An 18,181-nucleotide genomic window follows, 5' to 3' on the forward strand; every position below is an offset into this window, starting at 1 on the left:
TTTCACGTATTCAACTTAACAAATCTATAACCGTGTGTAACTAACACTTTTAATATCGCATACCCTGGAATCGCTAAAATAATCCCCATAATCCCGAATAAGTTTCCGGCAGTTAAAATGATAAAAATGATAGTAATCGGGTGAATATCTAACTTTTTACCCATGACTTGCGGAGAAATAAATTTACCTTCTGCTAATTGTACAACCATCATAACGATGATTACTTTTAACACCATTGCTGGCGAGTCGATAAATGCGATAATTAACGCTGGTGTAATGGCGATAATTGGTCCTACGTACGGAACGATATTTACAATCATCGCTAAAATAGCAAGCAGTACAGCATATTTAATACCGATAATAAGGTAACCGATTAATAACATAATACCGATAAATAAGCTCACGATAATTTGACCTCTAATATACGAGCTAATCGCATAATGCATATCATCTAGTATTCTCATTGCTGCTGGTTGTCTTTGCTCTGAAATAAACTTTAAAAAGTGATTCGGCAATTGCTCACCATCTTTTAAAAGATAGAACAATATAAATGGAACCATTACAAATGTTAAAACAACCTCTGTAACAGTACTCAAAAATCCAGTTACATTCCCAGTTACTGATGATAATGACTTTGTAAAATCAACTGTGTATTCTTTTACCATATTCGCAACATTAATATTTAAATTCTCTTGAATTTTACCGAGTAAATTACTTTCCCCGAATCTACGTGCTGCTTGTTCAATCTCATGGCCAAAATACGGTAAGTTATCAATTAATGCATCAATTTGATCTTTAATAATAGGGATAACCGTTACAACTAAAAATACAAATAATCCTAGTACGATTAAATATATGGAAGCTATCGATACGATTCTTGAAACACCTTTCTTTTCTAAAAGCGAAACGAATGGATGTAAAATATAGAATAGTACGCCTGCTAATAGTACTGGGAAGAAAATTGTTTTTAAAAATACGATAAACGGTGTAAAAACAAATGATATTTTTGTTAGCAATAAAATATTAATGAACAATAACGCAAATCCAAGTAATACCGCCAAATAATTTTGTTCTCTAAAAAACTTTCTTAACTTATCTCTTTTTCTTATATTTATTTTCTCCAATGAAACCACCTCTTCGAATGATGAAAAGCCCTTATTCAGGGCTCTTCATCATAATCTATATATCTATTTCTTTGCAGCTTTCACTACAAATGATACAATAAAAATTAACACGATTGCACCTAATAATGCTGGCACGACGTGAATCCCACCAAATGATGGCCCAAAGGAGCCAAATAATCTACCACCTAACGAAGCACCTAATAAACCTGCGATAATATTTCCGAACATACCACCTGGGAAATTTTTACCTGTTATAGAACTAGCAATTGCACCTATAATAGCACCAACTATTAATGTGATAATCCACCCCATTTTTAGTCCTCCATTTCTATTATAGTTTGTATGATTTAATACAAACATATGTATTTATCATTGCTAACCATATTTCACTATAGAAATATATTTACTACTATTTTACATATGGAGATACATATATTATATGCAAAAAAGAAAAATATTGTCAAACTCACCCATAAAGCAATTATATTCATATACCATATTTAAAGGAGGCTTCATTATCTATGATTCTTAAGTTAAATTCCACTTCTTTTGAAGTAGCAACATCCATTTTACAGGTTCAAATTCCAGCTTATAAAGTTGAAGCAGGCTACTTAAATAGTACTGCCATACCTCGTTTATATGATACTGTAAACGATATTCAAAATTGCGTTGAAACATTCTATGGATATTTTTCTGAAAATAAACTTGTCGGTTTTATTTCTTTTGTACAAGAAGAAAAACTAATCGATATCCACAGGCTAGTTGTATCGCCCGATTTTTTTCAAAAAGGAATCGCAACGAAACTCCTAATTTATATATTTAACATGTTTCCCTCTTCAATGACATACATTGTACAAACAGGTAAAGCGAATACCCCTGCTATTACTTTATATAAAAAACACGGATTCATTACAGTATCAGATACAATACTTCCTGACGGTATGATTCTTACGCAATTAAAAAAGACAGAATACACAAAATAATTTGACTTGTTCGCTCCTTTATGTTATTTTTTACTTTATAAAACCTTTTGCTGAGTCCAAATTTTGGAGCGGGGGAACCATTTTTGTAGCTATGCTACTTGGGGCGAATCTTTTTTAAGTAGGGAAACTCTCACTTCCCGAGTCCGACAGCTAACCTCGTAAGCGTAATGGGAGAGGAAGGTGCTTTTTGCCTATGTTACACATTTTGCCTCCTTAATTATAAATATGGGATCGATATCAAATAGTCACCTATATTTATAGAAAAGGAGAATGTATTATGTTACGTTTATCTGATCACGCAATAAAAATGATGGAGCAAAGACTCCGAATTGAAAAACAACGCACATATCAAGCAAATAAAGTTGTAGATAACTTACATCACAAATACTTCTTTCAGCATATTTTCCAACCGAAAAGATGAAGAAAATGTTTATTTAATATTAAAAAACACAAGGTGTGTCTTACAAAGACTTTCCTTGTGTTTTTTATATTCTTTATAAAATTCTCACTATATTTAAGCTTGCTGTAATCGCACCTGCTATAGTAGTCACATGCCCTACACCTAACGGGCCATTTTGTAATATTAATGTTGAATTGGCACTCGTCACATTCACAAGAAGTGTATTTGAAATGGCTGGTTCGATTACTACAGTTGATGTCGTTACGTTTTGTATAAAACTCCCTGTTAGTTGCGTTCCATTTAATAGCAATCTAACAGATACTGTCTCATTCCTACCATTGGCATCCCCTTGAAAATATTACACCTTTTATATGAAATGCATTTTTATAAGAAAAGTACACCTTTGACCTCATTTTTTTAAAATAAAGAAGCCTATCATTTCATCTATTTGAAATGATAGGCTTCTTTTTATAAAACAATTTACTTCCTCGCCTTAATAATAAAAGTAGTTGGCACCATCCTAGCTTTATATAAAGAATAATATTTCGTAGACGGCTCAGCTAGTTCTCCATCAAGCGAGCTCGATGGTTCAGGCTCTTCTATTCTCTCAATTTTAAATCCCGCTCTATTTAACTCATTTATGTATGTACTTATTTTTCTCTTATGTAATGTCGCTTGTACATTTTCTCCTTTAAAAGTTTCAAACGTAATGGGCGTTTCCTCATGATAAGAAGACTTTATAGCAACTTCTTCCGTACCATACTGTAAGTTTGAATATACTGGGTGCTCCCAACTAAAAATAAAACTTCCCCCTGGCTTTACATATGAATAAATCAGTTCCAACGTTTTTCTTAAATCTGAAGTCCAACCTAATGCATAAATGGAATATACAATATCAAAATATCCTTTCGGAATATCTCCTTCTTCTTCCATTGCTCCGCATACTAACTTTGGATTCCAATCCTTTAACGTCTTATTCGCTATTTCAATTTGTGTACTCGAAAGATCAAGCCCCCATAATTCCTCTGCCCCTTGTTCCGCCATATATTGCAACGAATGCCCACTTCCACAGCCAATATCAAGAACCTTTTTCTTTCTGATTGAATCGAACAAACGAATCTCATCTTCAGACGCCGTATACGGACCATATTTAGGTAAACAATCCACTTGAAAGAAATAAGGTGCAACTGTATCCCAACACTTTTTATTTGTAGCTAGCATTTGTGTGCCTTTCATATTATTCATTCCCCCATCCATTTTTCTTTCTCTAATATTACTTACATATCATAACCAGATCGCCCTTTTCTCTTCGCCCTGTAGTTTTTCACTTTCGCAATCGTACCGCATGCTCTTCCTCCTTCTTCTCCAGCATACATACCGCACCATCTTTTACTTCCATTTCGCGAATGATCATAAAATACCCAGCGACAATCTGGACATGCTTTTAACCTTCCCCACACATTTTCTTGAATTGACATTAACACAATGCTTAACACTTTTGTATACACATTCTCTTCATATACTGGTTCATATGTAATACCTTTCATATCATCCTTTATATGTACATGAAATGGGTATTTCTCTAACCATTTTTGCAATGATTCTTCGCCTTCAATTGTCATCCGAATATCTTCTCGAAAACCTCTTAATTCCTCTATCGTATGAAATGGAAACTCTTCATCAAAATATTCTTTCATAAAGAGCTTTATATCTTCTTTTGTTTGCAGCAAATCAATTGGCTCTCTCGTATCGTTTGGTATTCTCCATGTATTTAAAAATTCCCGAATATATTCTAGTTCATTTGGAGCGTTTTGATTCAATTCAATCCACCTTCTTCTTAAAATTTACTTTTTTCTGACTTTATGTATAATTATAATATAAAGTAGTTAACCATCAAATAATTTTACTGGTTACATAATTAGGAGGATTTCTATGAAAAGTTTCTCAACACCGATACGTTTCATGCTTATTTCTTCATTTTTTATGTCTTTTGGGTATTTTGCAGTATACGCATTTTTAGCTATTTATCTATTAACCTTTCTTCATTTTTCTGCTGTCCAAGTAGGAACAGTGTTGACGATTATGACAATTACATCACGAGTTATCCCATTATTCTCAGGGTTAATTGCTGACAAAATAGGCTATATCATTATGATGATAGCCGGATTATTTTTAAGAGGAGTCGGATTTATCGCTTTAGGAATATGCTCTGATTTCTATACAATTTCTATTTTTTCTGCACTTATTGGCTTCGGAACTGCATTTTACGAACCTGCCGCTCGCGCTATATTTGGCTCACAGCCAGCTCATTTGAGAAAAAATTTATTTACATATTTAAACCTTAGCTTTAATTGCGGTGCAATAATCGGACCAATTGCAGGAGGATTCTTACTCTTACTCGATCCACTCTACGCTTTCTCTCTAACAGGATCTCTTATGCTGTTATTTGCTTTTATTTTTTACTTACTTAAAAATCACTTCCAAGTCACTACTGAAAACACGTCTATTACATTAGGAATACAGGTCATCTTACAAAACAAATCTTTCCTTCTGTTTTCCTTTATCATGATTTTCTTCTATATTATGTTTACTCAGCTTACTGTCGCACTTCCACTTCATATGAAAAACATTAGTAATAGCAATCAACTTGCTACACTCGTTATTACGATAAATGCGATAACAGGCGTCATATTTATGGTATTATTCCGAAAATTATTCCACAAATACAACACACTTTCGATTATTAAATACGGTGTTTTATTAATGAGTATTTCCTTTTTACTCATTCCTTTATTTCAACACCCATATTGGTTCTTTATTTGTGTAATTTTATTTACAATCGGTGAAACACTCGTATTACCTAACGCTGATATCGCTATTGCAAATTACAGTAATGAATCATATACAGCCACTTTCTTCGGATTTTATCAACTATCACTCGCATTTGGTTTTATCATTGGTAATTATACCGGTACATCTTTTACATCCAACTTAAGCGGAATGTATACACCATGGCTTATTTTTGGCGGAATAGGACTTATTGGTTTTATTTCACTACATATTTTGAATATAAAAAAAGTGGCCTCTAAAGAGGATATACACCTATGTAATACAAGCGACCTATAACGAAAAAGATTCGACCATCATATGTGACAGTCGAATCTTTTTATTTTTCATATTCAAGGTGATTATGTCTTTTACAACGAAATAAATAGCAAGCCCCTATATAATCAGTTTCAAACTCTAATCCTGGAACGTATCCAGATTTGATACGTTCTACCATTGTTTTATAACAATTATTCTCTTCTGTATATTCCTTAATTAACTCTTTCTTATCATTTTCTGTCCAGTTTTCTTCTACTTCTTCACTCTGAACATCTTCTATTTCTGCTGTTTTCGCTTCGATAGATTCCCGTATAACTTCATTTATACGGGAGAAATTATTCGTTTTATATAGAGCATACACAAATCTACCAATCCAATTAGGACTTTTCCAGCATTCTTTATATCCCTTTTCGAACCATTCAATTGCTTCTTTATAGCAATTCAATTCAACATATAAATCTGCTACATTAATTTCCCCTAAAAAATTATCAGATTCCCTGTTAAAAGTATCTAACTTCTCTTTTGCTTCTGTCGTTCGTTCTAAATCAATTAAACATTTTACATAGCTATACATGATATAGTCCGAATCCCCTGCAACTCGTAAAAAAAATTCCGAAGCTTTTTCCAGCTCTCCAAGATTATAATGAGCTACAGCTAGATTGTGATATGCTTCATCGGATGGTTGAATCGAAATAGATTTTTGTAATACTTCTTTCGCTTCTGTCCATTTTTCTTGTTTCATGTAAATGTCCCCTAAGATGTTATAAGGAAAGTATGAAGAAGGATTCAACTTAACAACTTCTCTTATTAATTCAAGAGCTTTATCATCATTCTCTTCCTCATAGAAGTACATCCAAGCAAGATTATTGAGAGATTGTACGTCTCTAGATTCATGTACTGCTTGTTGAAACAGTTCCATTGCTTCCTCATATTTATTTTGTTCAAACATTTCAATTGCCTTCTCGTTAATGTTCAAATAACTACCTCCGAAGTGAATAAATTCATCTACGCTTTATCATTATTTTAAGATGTAAAAATTGAAATTTCTATAAAAAATTTCTTTATCCTGTCTACATTTCGATTGAAATAGAAGCTAAAACACACGAATTTACAACAATGAGTAAATTTTTCAATCTCCCTTAAATTGGATATACATCCTGTTTTATTTTACATATTATGGTACAATCAAAAGGGTACTAACTAAACATTTACGCTCCACACTAGTAATCTAGCAATACCAAAATCAAAATTCACATGGAATTGAGGGATGTTATGAAACAGAAATTAGCTGTTCTTCTATTCACTGGAATCATATTATCAGGATGTTCAACTATAGCAGAGAATTCTTTAGAAAGCGGGAAAGGCAGTATGGAATTATTAACACCAACGATCACAGCAAAAGATAATGAATTAGAAATTAAAACTAAAGGCATTGATGAAAATAAAGTAACTTTTATTTATGTTGCTAATAAAAAAGTATTGGAACAAAAACTAAAAAATGGTGAATCCTACAAGCTTAATATTAAAGATATCGAACACGCTCATAGGACAGACTACAAACCAAAAGTTCAACTTTTCCAAACGAAAGATGATAATGATGATGGAGAAATGGTAACCTTCAAACAAGTTAGATATACAGTTAAAAACTGATTTTAAAGTTGTTTCATTATAAATGTAACGAACGAAAATATACTTTTAACAGTAGATAAATGTAGGGGGTGCTAACATGAAAAAACGATGGATTTCTTGGTGGATTGGTAACATATTTTGGATTATCGTTTTTGGAATATGGGCCGCTATTATTTGGCTACGAGATGTTGATGGTGCTGGTGTTATTCAAACACCTGAAATTAAATCAATATCACTTATCGTTTTATTAATTGCGTTTATCATACCGGTATTTTTTCAAATTATATGGCTAATCATTAATTTGAGAATGAGTAAAAAAAATAATTATACGATTTAGTTTTTTTGAATTAACAGATCAATATTTTTCATAAAAAAAGAGAGGAATCTACATCAAAATAGATTCCTCCTTTTACATTTGGACTTATACTGCACTTTTACTGCAGCACTACTCCTCTTTTTTACGATGCATGTTCATCTTTCTTCTTCATTAACGCTCTTTTCTTCATCGCCTTCGTTAAATATCCACCCTTAAACGAGCGAATTTCATACGAAGACATAAACGCTTTCGGTGCAATTTCATTAATGATTTCTAAAAGCTCTTTCTCTCTAGAACGCTTTGCGACGATATCTAAGCGATAACGTATAGAATTAATACCTTCGCCTTCAAATACTGTAACGCCAAATCCAGAGTGACGTAACTCATCTACTAATTCATTACAACGGTCTAGTAAACTAACTTGATACGTAATATAACCAATTGCTAATTTATTCTCTATATAACCGCCTAATAACAGTCCCGCACTAAAGCCAATGACATAGGCAACGATGTTCATCCAATTTGATAAATCTTGAAACACAATACCTAAACTGACAATGTAAATAGCTCCTTCTAACAATCCAACACCAGCAGCGGATCTTGTTTGATTCTTTACAAGCAAAATCGTACGGATTGTTAAAATTGGAACGTAAATAATTTGTAGCACAAAAATAAGTAGCGCTTGTAACATTGGTATCCACCTCTTTCAAAAAGTCTTTTGTCATAATAACATACATAACCTTTAGAAATCGATGGGTTTTTTAAAATTTTTTTATTATTTTTCATACTATTGAAAAACGTAAAAAAGAAGCGTATTATATTTGTCGTTAATTTGTTTACTTGTATCAAATCACTAAAATAAAAAAGGAACCCGATTAGGTCCCTTTCATCATAGCTCTATGTTTTTCGAAGCATGTTCCCTTTGCTTCTCTTCTTCTTTCACTAACTGCATATTTGCATACGCTAAATTTGCAATCATTAAAAAGTGGCCACCTAAAATACCTGTACCGAATGCCCACATTTCCATCTCATGCTCAATTTCATACATGATGATAGCCCCTAAAATAGCAGCTGCAAATCGGTTTAAAACTCCTAATCCAGGAGCCTTTTCCTTCATTACGATACTTTTTCCGAGTTTCTCCACTCTGCGAGCTAATAACCAAAGACAATAGGCGCTTACTGCTAATCCAATACCGAACCCTGTCACTTGTTTTCCAAACGGAGTAATCGTCCACATAAGTAGTAAACCACTAAAGATCACATACAATTGTAATCGATATACACGTAAGGCTTCTTGAATCAAAATATCCGCTCCTAAGTTCTCATTTTTTGTACTTTAGAAGAAAAGCAGCAACTTACACAGTTGCTGCTTTCTCTTCTTCTTGTTCTTGTTCCATCTTACGAATTTCAACACGTTTAATTTGGTAAGCGTCTTTTTCTAACACTTTAAATTCATAACCTTCCGCGTCAACATGTTGTCCTTCTTCGATTTCATGATTTTGCATCATAATCCATCCACCGATTGTATCCACATCATCTTCTTCGATGTGTAATCCAAATAAATCTTTCACTTCTGAAATAAGCACTTTTCCATCAACAATGATATGTTGCTCGTTCACATGTTGAATTGGCGGTGCCTCATCTTCATCATATTCGTCACGAATTTCGCCGACGATTTCCTCCAAGATATCTTCAAGCGTTACAATTCCGGCTGTTCCTCCGTACTCATCATATAAAACAGCCATCGGAATTCGCTTCTTCTGCATTTGAAGTAATAAATCGTGAATTGGAGTCGTTTCCATCACTTCAATAATCGGACGCATATACGAGCGAATAGATGATAAATCTTTTTGATCCTCGGTCATATATCGAATAAAGAAATCTTTTACGTTGACCATACCGATAATATCATCTTTATCTTCTCCAAAAATCGGATAACGTGTGTATCGCTCATTTTGGATTACTTTCATGTGTTCTTCTACTGAATCTTCCAGGTAGAAACCAACGATTTCTGTTCGCGGTACCATAATCTCTTTTGCAATACGATTATCAAATTCAAAAATGTTATTTACATACTTGTATTCAGCTTGATTAATTTCGCCACTTTCATAGCTATCTGAAAGGATAAGACGTAATTCTTCTTCTGTATGAGCTACTTCATGTTCTGAAGCTGGCTTTAAACCGAATAAACCAGTTATCACACGAGCTGAACCGTTCAATACCCAAATAAATGGATACATTACTTTATAGAACATCATTAATGGACCTGCCAATAATAACGTTACCCTTTCAGCCTTTTGAATTGCCATCGTTTTCGGAGCTAATTCCCCTACTACAACGTGTAAATACGTCATAATCATAAAAGCAAGACCAAATGTTAATACTGATGAAATAGAAGGATTTAAGTTCCATTTCTCAAATAACGGGTGTAATAACTTTTCAATTGTCGGTTCACCTAACCAACCTAATCCCATAGCTGTAACTGTAATACCTAATTGACAAGCAGATAAATATTCATCTAAATTTGTTGTTACCTTTTTCGCTGCTAAAGCACCGCGTTTTCCTTCCGCAACAAGCTGATCGATACGACTTGAACGTATCTTTACAATCGCAAACTCTGCTGCTACGAAAAATCCAGTAAATGCGATTAAAATCGCAACCATGACTAAATTAAATATTTCCAATGAATCCCCTTAGTTAAAAAACTAAGGTGTCCACCTCCTGTATACTATAATGTTTTCTTATTTGTTTGTTAGAAAACATAGCCCGATACAAAAATTAAAGAGGTCGGATTTCACTTATTCTATAATAATAGAGCAAGTGTCTGTATTAAAGCTGTCGTTTGACCTGATAAAGATTTCGATATTTTTTCACGTTGTGAATCAGTCAATTCATCTAAAAGCGGCTTTAACTCAGTAAGCTCCACTTCTAATTGATGAATATGGTCTGTCACTTCATTCACTTGTTTCGAAACGTGTTCATTGATACCGAGCAGCTTCTTCTTCTCCTCGATTTTCTCTTTAATCTCACAAAGCGGCATATGCATTTCTTTGCACTTCTCAATAAATTGTAATGTCTCAAATGCTGTTTCGTCGTAATAGCGATAATTAGATTGAGATCGCTCCGCTTTTAAGATACCTAGATTCGTATAATAATCAATCGTTCGTTTCGACACGTGAGCCATGAGAGCCAACTGTCCGATTCGATACACCTTCCCAACGATCTTCCCCCCTTGTTTATATTACATACATCATACAACACATAAACTGTACAGTCAAACGTGACGGTTTATTATTCACAATTTATACAAAATTCCAATCTCCTCCTATGATGATTCAATACGAGTAATCTACACTTATACAATAAAATTACTAAACTACTACCTAATCACTACATTGTCTGCCACTTTTAACCTTTCTTATTTAAAAGCATATCCTACTAATAATGATTGCTTGTATAGGAGGGAATTAATATGAAAAAGACAATCATTTCTCATTTTTATAATGAAGAATACCTACTTCCATGGTGGCTTATGCATCACACGAAAATATTCGATCACGGCATTTTAATTAATAGAGGGTCTACAGATCGTTCCGTAGAGATTTGTAAACTATTAGCACCCCACTGGGAGGTACGAAATTCAAGATTTCTTGAGTTTGATCCAACTAATACTGATATTGAAGTGATGGAAATTGAAAGAGAAGTTTCAGGTTGGAAAATCGTTTTAAATACTACTGAATTCTTTTGTTGTAATAATACTGAAGAATTTTTTTCATCTCTTCATACACTAGGCCAAAACATGTATGCGATTAGAATGATTTTAATGATAGATAATCATAATTATAATTATTCAAAGCCTAGATATTCTATCCCCTTAGTAGAACAGCGATACCACGGTGTCTTCCCTTATAACCCAAATCTCGGATGTGCTTGGAGATTTATTCACAATCATCTAGACGGTGCATATTTACCTGGTAGACATCATTCGCGGCACGGATATATAATTTATGACTATCCTTCATTTATTTTAAAATTTTATTTTAGCCCTTGGAATGAACAATCAAAGGCAAGAAAATTACAAATTACACCTACCCTTTCAAAAAGGGGTGTTCAAATGGGACTTCAAACACATTACGGTCAATCTCCTGAAGTACTGGACATACGTTTTTTAGAGCTTAGTAACCTAACACAAGACCTCCGTCATAACCCTGAATATCAAGAATTATTTCCAAAATTCAAACCGTAATATTTTCTGCATCGTCATCACCTCAAACATTTTCATTCACTTAATCAAAAACAATCTCATTTGCATAAAACATGAATACTGTATAAATAATAAATTTTTATTTTAGGAGGAAAAAATGAAAGCTGTTATTCTTGCTGGTGGGTACGGTACAAGAATTGGGGAAGAAACACATTTAAAACCGAAACCTATGATTGAAATTGGAACAAAACCCATTCTATGGCACATTATGAGTTTGTATAGTCATTACGGAATTACTGAGTTTATTATTTGCTTAGGCTATAAAGGATATGCAATTAAAGAGTTCTTTCTAAATTACAACTTACACATGTCTGATTTCACAATACAGTTAAACGATAATACAATTACTAGCCATTCTCATCGTGTAGAACCATGGAAAGTTACACTAATCGATACTGGTGTAAATACCGAAACGGGTGGCCGAGTGAAAAAGATTCAAAATTATGTCGGAGACGAACCTTTCTGCCTCACTTATGGTGATGGATTAAGTAATGTAAATATAAAAGAACTTATTACATTCCATAAAAAACATGGAAAAATGGCTACTGTTACTGCCGTACAACCTCCTGGTAGATTCGGTTCTCTCATATTAGATAAACAGTCTGTAACATCTTTTCAAGAAAAACCATTAGGTGATGGCGGATGGGTTAATGGTGGATTTTTCGTTTTAAATCCTGAAGTTTTCAATTACATTAGTGGAGATAAGTCTGTTTTTGAAACAGACTCTTTAGTTCAGTTAGTAAATAAAAATGAATTGGCCGCATATCAACATTCTGGTTTTTGGCATCCGATGGATACATTGCGCGATAAAAATAAATTAGTCGAGCTATGGGAAAGTAATAACGCTCCGTGGAAGGTTTGGTAATATGGCTTCATCATCTTTTTGGAATAAGAAAAAAGTATTTATTACGGGACATACTGGATTTAAAGGCTCCTGGCTCACCCTTTTCTTAAGTTCTTTAGGTGCAGAAGTAGTAGGCTTTTCTTCTCATCCCCCATCCATTCCTAACATTTTTGAACAAGGTAACGTAGCAAAAGAGTGCACGACAATGAAAGGCAATATTACAGATTACCATTCTTTATTTCATGCCATGAAGCAGCATAAACCTGACATAATATTTCATTTAGCAGCTCAGCCAATCGTAACCGCTTCATACAAAAACCCTATCGATACATTCAAAACGAATGTTTTAGGTACTGTTCACGTGCTAGAAGCAGCAAAGTCCGTCGAAAGCGTACGTGCCATTATTAATGTGACAAGCGATAAATGTTATGAGAATGACGGTAGTGGCGACCGATCGTTCGTGGAAAATGACCGACTAGGAGGTTTCGACCCTTATAGCGCTAGTAAAGCTTGCGCTGAAATATTGGCAACATCCTATCAAAAATCATTCTTCCGCACTAATACCCAGAAACTCGCCTCAGTCAGAGCTGGTAACGTCATCGGCGGTGGTGATTGGGCAGAAGATCGATTATTCCCTGATATCATTCGGGCATATTTGCACAATCATACTTTGTGTATTCGAAACAAATATGCCGTCCGTCCGTGGCAACATGTTTTAGATCCTCTACATGGCTATATCCTTTTAGCTGAGAAACTTTGGAATGATGCTAAATATGCAGAAGCGTGGAATTTCGGCCCAATGAATGAACCTAACAGAACCGTTCATGATGTCATTGAATCTGTAATAAAATTATGGAATAACCCACTAACAATCATTTCCTCCTCTACAAATACTCCTTATGAATCACCTGTTTTAACACTCGATAGTACAAAAGCAGTAAACAAACTCAGCTGGACTCCTAAGTTATCAACAGATGATTCTATCGCTTGGACTGTTGATTGGTACAAAAAATATGCATCTGGTGAAAATATAGAATCTTTCACATGACAACAAATCGATGCATTCAAAAATTTATAAAGGGGCTATAAAATGGAACAGAAAAAATGCCGTTTTTGCCACTCATTACTAACCAACACTTTTTTAGATTTGGGCGTTTCCCCTCTCGCTAATTCATTTGTAGCTCCTGAAAGCTCATATAAAATGGAACCTTTTTATCCGCTGCACACATTTGTTTGTCACTCTTGTTTACTCGTACAGCTAGATGAATTTGAATCCCCGCAAAATATTTTTCATAACTATTTATACTTCAGCTCTTACTCCTCAAGTTGGCTACTACACGCTAAACAATATGTAGAAATGGCGATTAAGCGTTTCAACTTAACGAAACATTCAAAAGTGATTGAAATCGCAAGTAACGATGGGTACTTATTACAATACTTTAAAAAAGAAAATATCGAGACATTGGGAATTGAACCCGCGAAAAACGTAGCAGAAATTGCTATCAAAAAAGGAATTCCTACTCATGTGAATTTTTTCAGTAATGACTTAGCAAAAAAATTGCCACAAGCTGATTTAATCGTCGCAAATAACGTATTAGCACATGTTCCAAACTTGCATGATTTTGTTGCTGGTTTAAAAACACTATTAAAACGTGATGGCACGATAACAATCGAATTCCCGCACTTATTAAACCTTATATCCTTTAACCAATTTGATACCATCTACCATGAACACTTCTCCTACTTCTCACTTATAAGCCTTCAAAAAATTTTAGCTCATCATCATTTACAAATTGTTGATGTAGAAGAGCTTTCAACACATGGTGGTTCATTACGTATTTTTGTAAACCATCTAAGTTCCCAATCCACTATCCATTCCAACGTTACAAACTTACTCCAAAAAGAAGTCAATCACGGACTCGATACATTAGATTGCTATCTCCTTTTTTCTAAACGAGTGGAACAATTGAAAATAAATATTTTAAAGTTTTTTATCAAAGCAAAAGCTTTAAACAAACAAATCATCGGCTACGGCGCTCCGGCTAAAGGAAACACCCTGTTGAATTATTGCGGAATAGGTAAAGAATTTTTAGCGTATACAGTAGATAAAAATCCTCACAAACAAAATCTCCTTTTACCAGGAACTCGTATTCCAATAAAATCTCCAGCAGAAATTAAACGTACAAAACCGGATTACATTCTCATACTTCCTTGGAATTTGAAAGACGAAATTATAAAAGAATGCTCTTTCATTCGTGAATGGGGCGGTAAATTTTTAGTGACAGTTCCAGAAGTTGAGGTGATTGAGCCATGAAGAAAGTTGTTGTAACAGGTGGTAGTGGCTGGATAGGTAAATATGTTGTACATTCACTTATACAAAAGGGATACGAAGTGCACGCCACGTATAATAAAAATAAACCCTCTCACCTCCCTTGCCACTGGCATAAAGTAAACTTGCTCCGCAATGACGAAGTAAAACAATTCATTTACGACGTTCAGCCTAGCCATCTCATTCACCTTGCTTGGGAAGCAGTACCACCAGCATGCTATGTATCTATTAATAATTACTATTGGCTAAAGTCTAGTATTTCATTGATTCAACACTTTACAACATGCGGCGGAAAGCGTGTTGTCGTTGCAGGTACTGGCGCAGAATACGAATGGTTTAACGGCGTATTATTTGAAGATTCACCGCTCCTTTCCTATAAAACCCCGTATTCTTTATGTAAAAATGCACTGCACTCCTGGCTAGAAACGTATGCACAACAAACAGGCCTCAGCATGTGTTGGGGCCGCATTTTTCATATGTATGGACCTCACGAACAAGGTAATCGGCTCGTTTCTAACATTATCACTTCCTTATTAAAAAACGAGGAAGCACTATGTACACATGGAAAACAATCGAGAGATTTCCTCCATGTGAGTGACGTCGCTGACGCTCTCGTAACAATATTAGAACACGGCGTTACAGGCACCATCAATATCGCTTCTGGTCAATCTGTACAAATTAAAGAGTTAGCTTCTATCATTGCTAAAAAGATAGGAAAAGAACATTTAATTAAACTAGGTGCAATCCCTTTCTCTAAAGATGAACCTTTATTTGTCGGGGTTAATGTAAAACGTTTAAAAACTGAAGTAAACTGGAAACCAACATACGATCTAAATACAGGAATAGAAGAAACAATTTTATGGTGGAAATCATTTATACAAAAACATAACGATATGCATCATTAAAACGTAAATCCTTCGTTCCTCTCGCTAATTCCTTATACCATTCTTCTAATCTTTCCGGCGTAACAATATGATGCGTACCCATTCCTCCATGCTTACTAGCTTCAGAAAGAGTCGGACCAATTTGTAACTTTCTCTTTCTCATCGCATCATTCCACGGACTAAACCCAAACCATAATATACAGGCAAGAGGTGGATAAATCATCGATTCATGCGCAGATAAATGTCTTCCAACCGTATAACTTCCATGCTCATGATTATGAATAAATCTTCCCCTTCTCCATAGTCTCCACTCCTCTGGTAAATAACCATGAAATCGCTGTTTCATTAAAGGTATTCCAAAGTTAAGTTCCGGATAATTATAGTTAGGATCATCGACCATAATAAGCCCTTCTAGCCAATACATCCTACCTCCCAATTCATCTAGTGATTTCCAAAACTGATTTTTATCTTGCATGCAAAGAAACTCAGTCGTATTTAAAATCATTTTCCATCCTTGTACTTCTTGTTCTATCCTCATCACTTCATGATCTGTCGCATATGCATCAAACTCTGGATTTACAGAATCTCGCACTTCCCAATGCGGTGCGAATTTTTTACAAATCTCAACGGAACGATCTGTTGAACCTTTATTAATTAAAATACCATGATCAAAAAGTTTCGTATGATGCATAAGCCACCATGGCAATAAATATTCTTCATTGTAAAAATGCGAAATAACGGTTGTAGTTATAATAATCTCCTCCTCTTTCTCTATTAATCTACTTTTTATCCTACAACCAATATACTCATAAGCAAAAATATGTTTCCTAATTATTGATCAAATATTATTATTAATATTTTTGTAAGTTTTCCTTTGGTACCCAGCCCTTCTCACCATCTCTTCCTTCGCCCCAAACCCATCCATTGAATTCTTCTAATCCAATCACTCTTTCTCCAATACTCACATTTAATTCTTTCGCAGTATATTGTTTTATAATAATTCCTGTTCCATTCATATCTTTTTTTATAATTTGCTCCGGAACCCATCCTTTCCGGTCATATTTCTCTTCGTGACAAAACATCCAGTTTTCCCAGTTTTCCGGACCAGCGTAACTCTCTATCATTTTCACTACATCCCCCTCTTCTAAGCGAATTGGATTAGGATAATTGCTAACATGTGATTTTATAACGATATATTTCATAACAACCTCCAATAATCAGAAAATTAAGTTATAATATCATTATAACTTAAAGAGGAGGAATGCACGCATGTACTACAACACTTCATTCGAAAACGATCAACCTGTAGGCCGTCTATAAACTAAGACGGGCAATCATATAACACATACACTACGCCTCGTCTTAGGGAACTCATAATACCCTAAAAATAGACGGAGGTACTTTACATGAAACAAACAATTTTAGGAGCTATATGTTTATCACTAGCAGCAAGTATATGGGGTGGTATGTATGTTGTTAGCAAATACGTACTCGATTTTATCCCACCACTAACCCTCGTTTGGCTACGCTTTATCATTGCTTTTGTTGTTTTGTATGGCATTTTGAAACTAGCTGAGAAAAAGCAAAAGAAAAAAGTAACCATTCGCAAAAAAGATTGGCTCCTATTCGCTTGGATTGGATTTATCGGCTATTTCATTTCGATCACATGCCAATTTATCGGAACAAAATTATCCGACGCTCATACAGGCTCGTTAGTTACATCAGCTACACCTGCATTTATGGTTATATTTGCAGCGCTCATTTTGAAAGAAAAACTAACCGCTCGTAGACTTTTATCTACTATAATAGCGACAATCGGCGTCATTATCGTAATCGGGTGGGATATTGAAATTGGCTCCTATTTTATTGGAACAATCATTTTAGTTGGAGCCGCTATTACGTGGGCTTTACTATCTATTTATGTAAAGATCGCTTCAATCCAATTCTCATCCTTAGTTATTACAACGTATGCCATATTCTTTTCACTCTTTTTTATTACACCCTTTATGATATGGGAACTACAAACATCCTCTATCGGAACAGTAAATACGTACGTAATATTAGGCGTATTATACTTAGGTATTGTCTCAACAGCAGGTGCCTTTTTCCTTTGGAATAAAGGATTAGAATTAATAGATGCAAGCATCGGTTCCTTATTTTTCTTCTTCCAACCTATTGTTGGATCATTACTTGGCTGGCTCTTATTAAATGAGACATTAAATAGTAACTTTTTTATTGGCGGTATTCTTATTATATGTAGCGTTTTAATTACTACTTTTGAAAAGAAATAAAAAGCAGGCAGA

General features: G+C 34.4%; 22 protein-coding genes, 1 pseudogene and 1 riboswitch. Of the genes and pseudogenes, 11 read left to right on the plus strand and 12 right to left on the minus strand.

Annotated elements, in window-relative coordinates; translation table 11 throughout:
* Positions 1–2 precede the first annotated feature (2 nt).
* Positions 3–1,124 carry an AI-2E family transporter gene (locus tag ACXKY9_RS16070; RefSeq protein WP_000411484.1) on the minus strand — a complete coding sequence of 374 codons (1,122 nt, stop codon included), beginning with the start codon at positions 1,122–1,124 and terminating at the stop codon, positions 3–5.
* 63 nt (positions 1,125–1,187) lie between these two features.
* Entirely contained in the window at positions 1,188–1,436 is a 249-nt protein-coding gene (locus ACXKY9_RS16075; RefSeq protein ID WP_000539730.1) for a GlsB/YeaQ/YmgE family stress response membrane protein, read from the minus strand.
* Between the two features lie 209 nt (positions 1,437–1,645).
* Here ACXKY9_RS16075 and ACXKY9_RS16080 point away from each other — a divergent pair, with 209 nt between their 5' ends.
* Together ACXKY9_RS16080 and ACXKY9_RS16085 are read left to right on the plus strand one after the other, a co-directional pair.
* Positions 1,646–2,107 carry a GNAT family N-acetyltransferase gene (locus ACXKY9_RS16080; protein ID WP_000601233.1) on the plus strand — a complete coding sequence of 154 codons (462 nt, stop codon included), beginning with the start codon at positions 1,646–1,648 and terminating at the stop codon, positions 2,105–2,107.
* Positions 2,108–2,145: 38 nt separating this feature from the next.
* Positions 2,146–2,288: riboswitch (cyclic di-AMP (ydaO/yuaA leader) on the plus strand.
* Between the two features lie 96 nt (positions 2,289–2,384).
* The gene (locus ACXKY9_RS16085; protein ID WP_000945243.1) at positions 2,385–2,528 is read left to right on the plus strand and encodes a hypothetical protein; all 144 of its coding nucleotides are present in this window, start codon (positions 2,385–2,387) and stop codon (positions 2,526–2,528) included.
* Positions 2,529–2,601: 73 nt separating this feature from the next.
* On the opposite strand, the pseudogene ACXKY9_RS16090 reads toward ACXKY9_RS16085, so the two are convergent.
* From ACXKY9_RS16090 to ACXKY9_RS16100, 3 genes and pseudogenes are all read right to left on the minus strand, one after another.
* Positions 2,602–2,865 (minus strand): annotated as a pseudogene (locus ACXKY9_RS16090) (collagen-like protein); the annotation flags it as partial.
* Positions 2,866–2,987: 122 nt separating this feature from the next.
* A complete protein-coding gene (locus ACXKY9_RS16095; RefSeq protein WP_002101127.1) occupies positions 2,988–3,743 on the minus strand; it encodes a class I SAM-dependent methyltransferase in 756 nt (251 codons plus the stop codon).
* Between the two features lie 41 nt (positions 3,744–3,784).
* Entirely contained in the window at positions 3,785–4,327 is a 543-nt protein-coding gene (locus ACXKY9_RS16100) for a CGNR zinc finger domain-containing protein (protein ID WP_001072942.1), read from the minus strand.
* Positions 4,328–4,439: 112 nt separating this feature from the next.
* Here ACXKY9_RS16100 and ACXKY9_RS16105 point away from each other — a divergent pair, with 112 nt between their 5' ends.
* Positions 4,440–5,633 (plus strand): MDR family MFS transporter, encoded by a 1,194-nt coding sequence (locus ACXKY9_RS16105; protein WP_000834855.1) that lies wholly within the window; start codon positions 4,440–4,442, stop codon positions 5,631–5,633.
* A 40-nt stretch (positions 5,634–5,673) separates the two neighbouring features.
* Here ACXKY9_RS16105 and ACXKY9_RS16110 read toward each other — a convergent pair whose 3' ends face one another.
* Complete coding sequence (locus ACXKY9_RS16110; protein ID WP_001024464.1) at positions 5,674–6,588, minus strand: tetratricopeptide repeat protein; 915 nt, start codon at positions 6,586–6,588, stop codon at positions 5,674–5,676.
* Between the two features lie 278 nt (positions 6,589–6,866).
* Between ACXKY9_RS16110 and ACXKY9_RS16115 the strand changes: the two genes are divergently transcribed.
* Both ACXKY9_RS16115 and ACXKY9_RS16120 read left to right on the plus strand, forming a co-directional pair.
* Positions 6,867–7,262: a hypothetical protein gene (locus ACXKY9_RS16115; protein ID WP_002024430.1), complete on the plus strand. Its 396-nt coding sequence runs from the start codon at positions 6,867–6,869 to the stop codon at positions 7,260–7,262.
* A 76-nt stretch (positions 7,263–7,338) separates the two neighbouring features.
* Positions 7,339–7,578, plus strand: coding sequence for a DUF3923 family protein (locus ACXKY9_RS16120; RefSeq protein ID WP_000747679.1), 240 nt, complete (start codon positions 7,339–7,341; stop codon positions 7,576–7,578).
* Positions 7,579–7,699: 121 nt separating this feature from the next.
* On the opposite strand, the gene ACXKY9_RS16125 is transcribed toward ACXKY9_RS16120, so the two are convergent.
* The 4 genes from ACXKY9_RS16125 to ACXKY9_RS16140 form a co-directional block, all read right to left on the minus strand.
* Positions 7,700–8,248 carry a DUF2179 domain-containing protein gene (locus ACXKY9_RS16125; protein WP_000938438.1) on the minus strand — a complete coding sequence of 183 codons (549 nt, stop codon included), beginning with the start codon at positions 8,246–8,248 and terminating at the stop codon, positions 7,700–7,702.
* A 198-nt stretch (positions 8,249–8,446) separates the two neighbouring features.
* Positions 8,447–8,860 carry an ATP synthase subunit I gene (locus tag ACXKY9_RS16130; RefSeq protein WP_000613876.1) on the minus strand — a complete coding sequence of 138 codons (414 nt, stop codon included), beginning with the start codon at positions 8,858–8,860 and terminating at the stop codon, positions 8,447–8,449.
* Positions 8,861–8,912: 52 nt separating this feature from the next.
* Positions 8,913–10,241 (minus strand): hemolysin family protein, encoded by a 1,329-nt coding sequence (locus ACXKY9_RS16135; RefSeq protein WP_000402256.1) that lies wholly within the window; start codon positions 10,239–10,241, stop codon positions 8,913–8,915.
* Positions 10,242–10,360: 119 nt separating this feature from the next.
* Positions 10,361–10,768, minus strand: coding sequence for a MerR family transcriptional regulator (locus ACXKY9_RS16140; RefSeq protein ID WP_000285634.1), 408 nt, complete (start codon positions 10,766–10,768; stop codon positions 10,361–10,363).
* A gap of 261 nt (positions 10,769–11,029) precedes the next feature.
* On the opposite strand from ACXKY9_RS16140, the gene ACXKY9_RS16145 reads away from it, so the two are divergent.
* The 5 genes from ACXKY9_RS16145 (at position 11,030) to ACXKY9_RS16165 (ending at position 15,899) form a co-directional block, all read left to right on the plus strand.
* The gene (locus ACXKY9_RS16145; protein WP_000750973.1) at positions 11,030–11,803 is read left to right on the plus strand and encodes a glycosyltransferase family 2 protein; all 774 of its coding nucleotides are present in this window, start codon (positions 11,030–11,032) and stop codon (positions 11,801–11,803) included.
* Positions 11,804–11,918: 115 nt separating this feature from the next.
* Complete coding sequence (rfbF, locus tag ACXKY9_RS16150) at positions 11,919–12,686, plus strand: glucose-1-phosphate cytidylyltransferase (protein ID WP_000648806.1); 768 nt, start codon at positions 11,919–11,921, stop codon at positions 12,684–12,686.
* A 1-nt stretch (position 12,687) separates the two neighbouring features.
* A complete protein-coding gene (gene rfbG / locus ACXKY9_RS16155) occupies positions 12,688–13,713 on the plus strand; it encodes a CDP-glucose 4,6-dehydratase (RefSeq protein ID WP_000168665.1) in 1,026 nt (341 codons plus the stop codon).
* 42 nt (positions 13,714–13,755) lie between these two features.
* Positions 13,756–14,979 (plus strand): class I SAM-dependent methyltransferase, encoded by a 1,224-nt coding sequence (locus ACXKY9_RS16160; protein WP_000435771.1) that lies wholly within the window; start codon positions 13,756–13,758, stop codon positions 14,977–14,979.
* Positions 14,976–15,899, plus strand: a complete 924-nt coding sequence (locus ACXKY9_RS16165; RefSeq protein WP_000758372.1) for an NAD-dependent epimerase/dehydratase family protein — start codon at positions 14,976–14,978, stop codon at positions 15,897–15,899. Before ACXKY9_RS16160 ends, ACXKY9_RS16165 begins: the two co-directional genes overlap by 4 nt.
* On the opposite strand, the gene ACXKY9_RS16170 is transcribed toward ACXKY9_RS16165, so the two are convergent.
* A complete protein-coding gene (locus tag ACXKY9_RS16170) occupies positions 15,868–16,668 on the minus strand; it encodes a glycosyltransferase family 2 protein (RefSeq protein WP_071686365.1) in 801 nt (266 codons plus the stop codon). The two genes, ACXKY9_RS16165 and ACXKY9_RS16170, sit on opposite strands and share 32 nt — an antisense overlap.
* A 61-nt stretch (positions 16,669–16,729) precedes the next feature.
* On the minus strand, positions 16,730–17,080 hold the full coding sequence (locus ACXKY9_RS16175) for an SH3 domain-containing protein (protein ID WP_000875282.1): 351 nt from the start codon (positions 17,078–17,080) through the stop codon (positions 16,730–16,732).
* Between the two features lie 204 nt (positions 17,081–17,284).
* Between ACXKY9_RS16175 and ACXKY9_RS16180 the strand changes: the two genes are divergently transcribed.
* A complete protein-coding gene (locus ACXKY9_RS16180) occupies positions 17,285–18,169 on the plus strand; it encodes a DMT family transporter (protein WP_000814736.1) in 885 nt (294 codons plus the stop codon).
* The last annotated feature ends 12 nt before the right edge of the window (positions 18,170–18,181 follow it).

The sequence above is a fragment of the Bacillus sp. 2175 genome (genome assembly GCF_057812155.1).

Excerpts from the sequence above, each read along its gene's own strand:
- ACXKY9_RS16105 (WP_000834855.1), top strand. The coding sequence starts at position 4,440 with ATGAAAAGTTTCTCAACACCGATACGTTTCATGCTTATTTCTTCATTT.
- ACXKY9_RS16120 (WP_000747679.1), top strand. The coding sequence starts at position 7,339 with ATGAAAAAACGATGGATTTCTTGGTGGATTGGTAACATATTTTGGATT.
- rfbF (WP_000648806.1), top strand. The coding sequence starts at position 11,919 with ATGAAAGCTGTTATTCTTGCTGGTGGGTACGGTACAAGAATTGGGGAA.
- ACXKY9_RS16175 (WP_000875282.1), bottom strand. The coding sequence starts at position 17,080 with ATGAAATATATCGTTATAAAATCACATGTTAGCAATTATCCTAATCCA.
- ACXKY9_RS16125 (WP_000938438.1), bottom strand. The coding sequence starts at position 8,248 with ATGTTACAAGCGCTACTTATTTTTGTGCTACAAATTATTTACGTTCCA.
- ACXKY9_RS16075 (WP_000539730.1), bottom strand. The coding sequence starts at position 1,436 with ATGGGGTGGATTATCACATTAATAGTTGGTGCTATTATAGGTGCAATT.
- ACXKY9_RS16085 (WP_000945243.1), top strand. The coding sequence starts at position 2,385 with ATGTTACGTTTATCTGATCACGCAATAAAAATGATGGAGCAAAGACTC.
- ACXKY9_RS16095 (WP_002101127.1), bottom strand. The coding sequence starts at position 3,743 with ATGAAAGGCACACAAATGCTAGCTACAAATAAAAAGTGTTGGGATACA.
- ACXKY9_RS16145 (WP_000750973.1), top strand. The coding sequence starts at position 11,030 with ATGAAAAAGACAATCATTTCTCATTTTTATAATGAAGAATACCTACTT.
- ACXKY9_RS16160 (WP_000435771.1), top strand. The coding sequence starts at position 13,756 with ATGGAACAGAAAAAATGCCGTTTTTGCCACTCATTACTAACCAACACT.
- ACXKY9_RS16115 (WP_002024430.1), top strand. The coding sequence starts at position 6,867 with ATGGAATTGAGGGATGTTATGAAACAGAAATTAGCTGTTCTTCTATTC.
- ACXKY9_RS16165 (WP_000758372.1), top strand. The coding sequence starts at position 14,976 with ATGAAGAAAGTTGTTGTAACAGGTGGTAGTGGCTGGATAGGTAAATAT.
- ACXKY9_RS16080 (WP_000601233.1), top strand. The coding sequence starts at position 1,646 with ATGATTCTTAAGTTAAATTCCACTTCTTTTGAAGTAGCAACATCCATT.
- rfbG (WP_000168665.1), top strand. The coding sequence starts at position 12,688 with ATGGCTTCATCATCTTTTTGGAATAAGAAAAAAGTATTTATTACGGGA.
- ACXKY9_RS16180 (WP_000814736.1), top strand. The coding sequence starts at position 17,285 with ATGAAACAAACAATTTTAGGAGCTATATGTTTATCACTAGCAGCAAGT.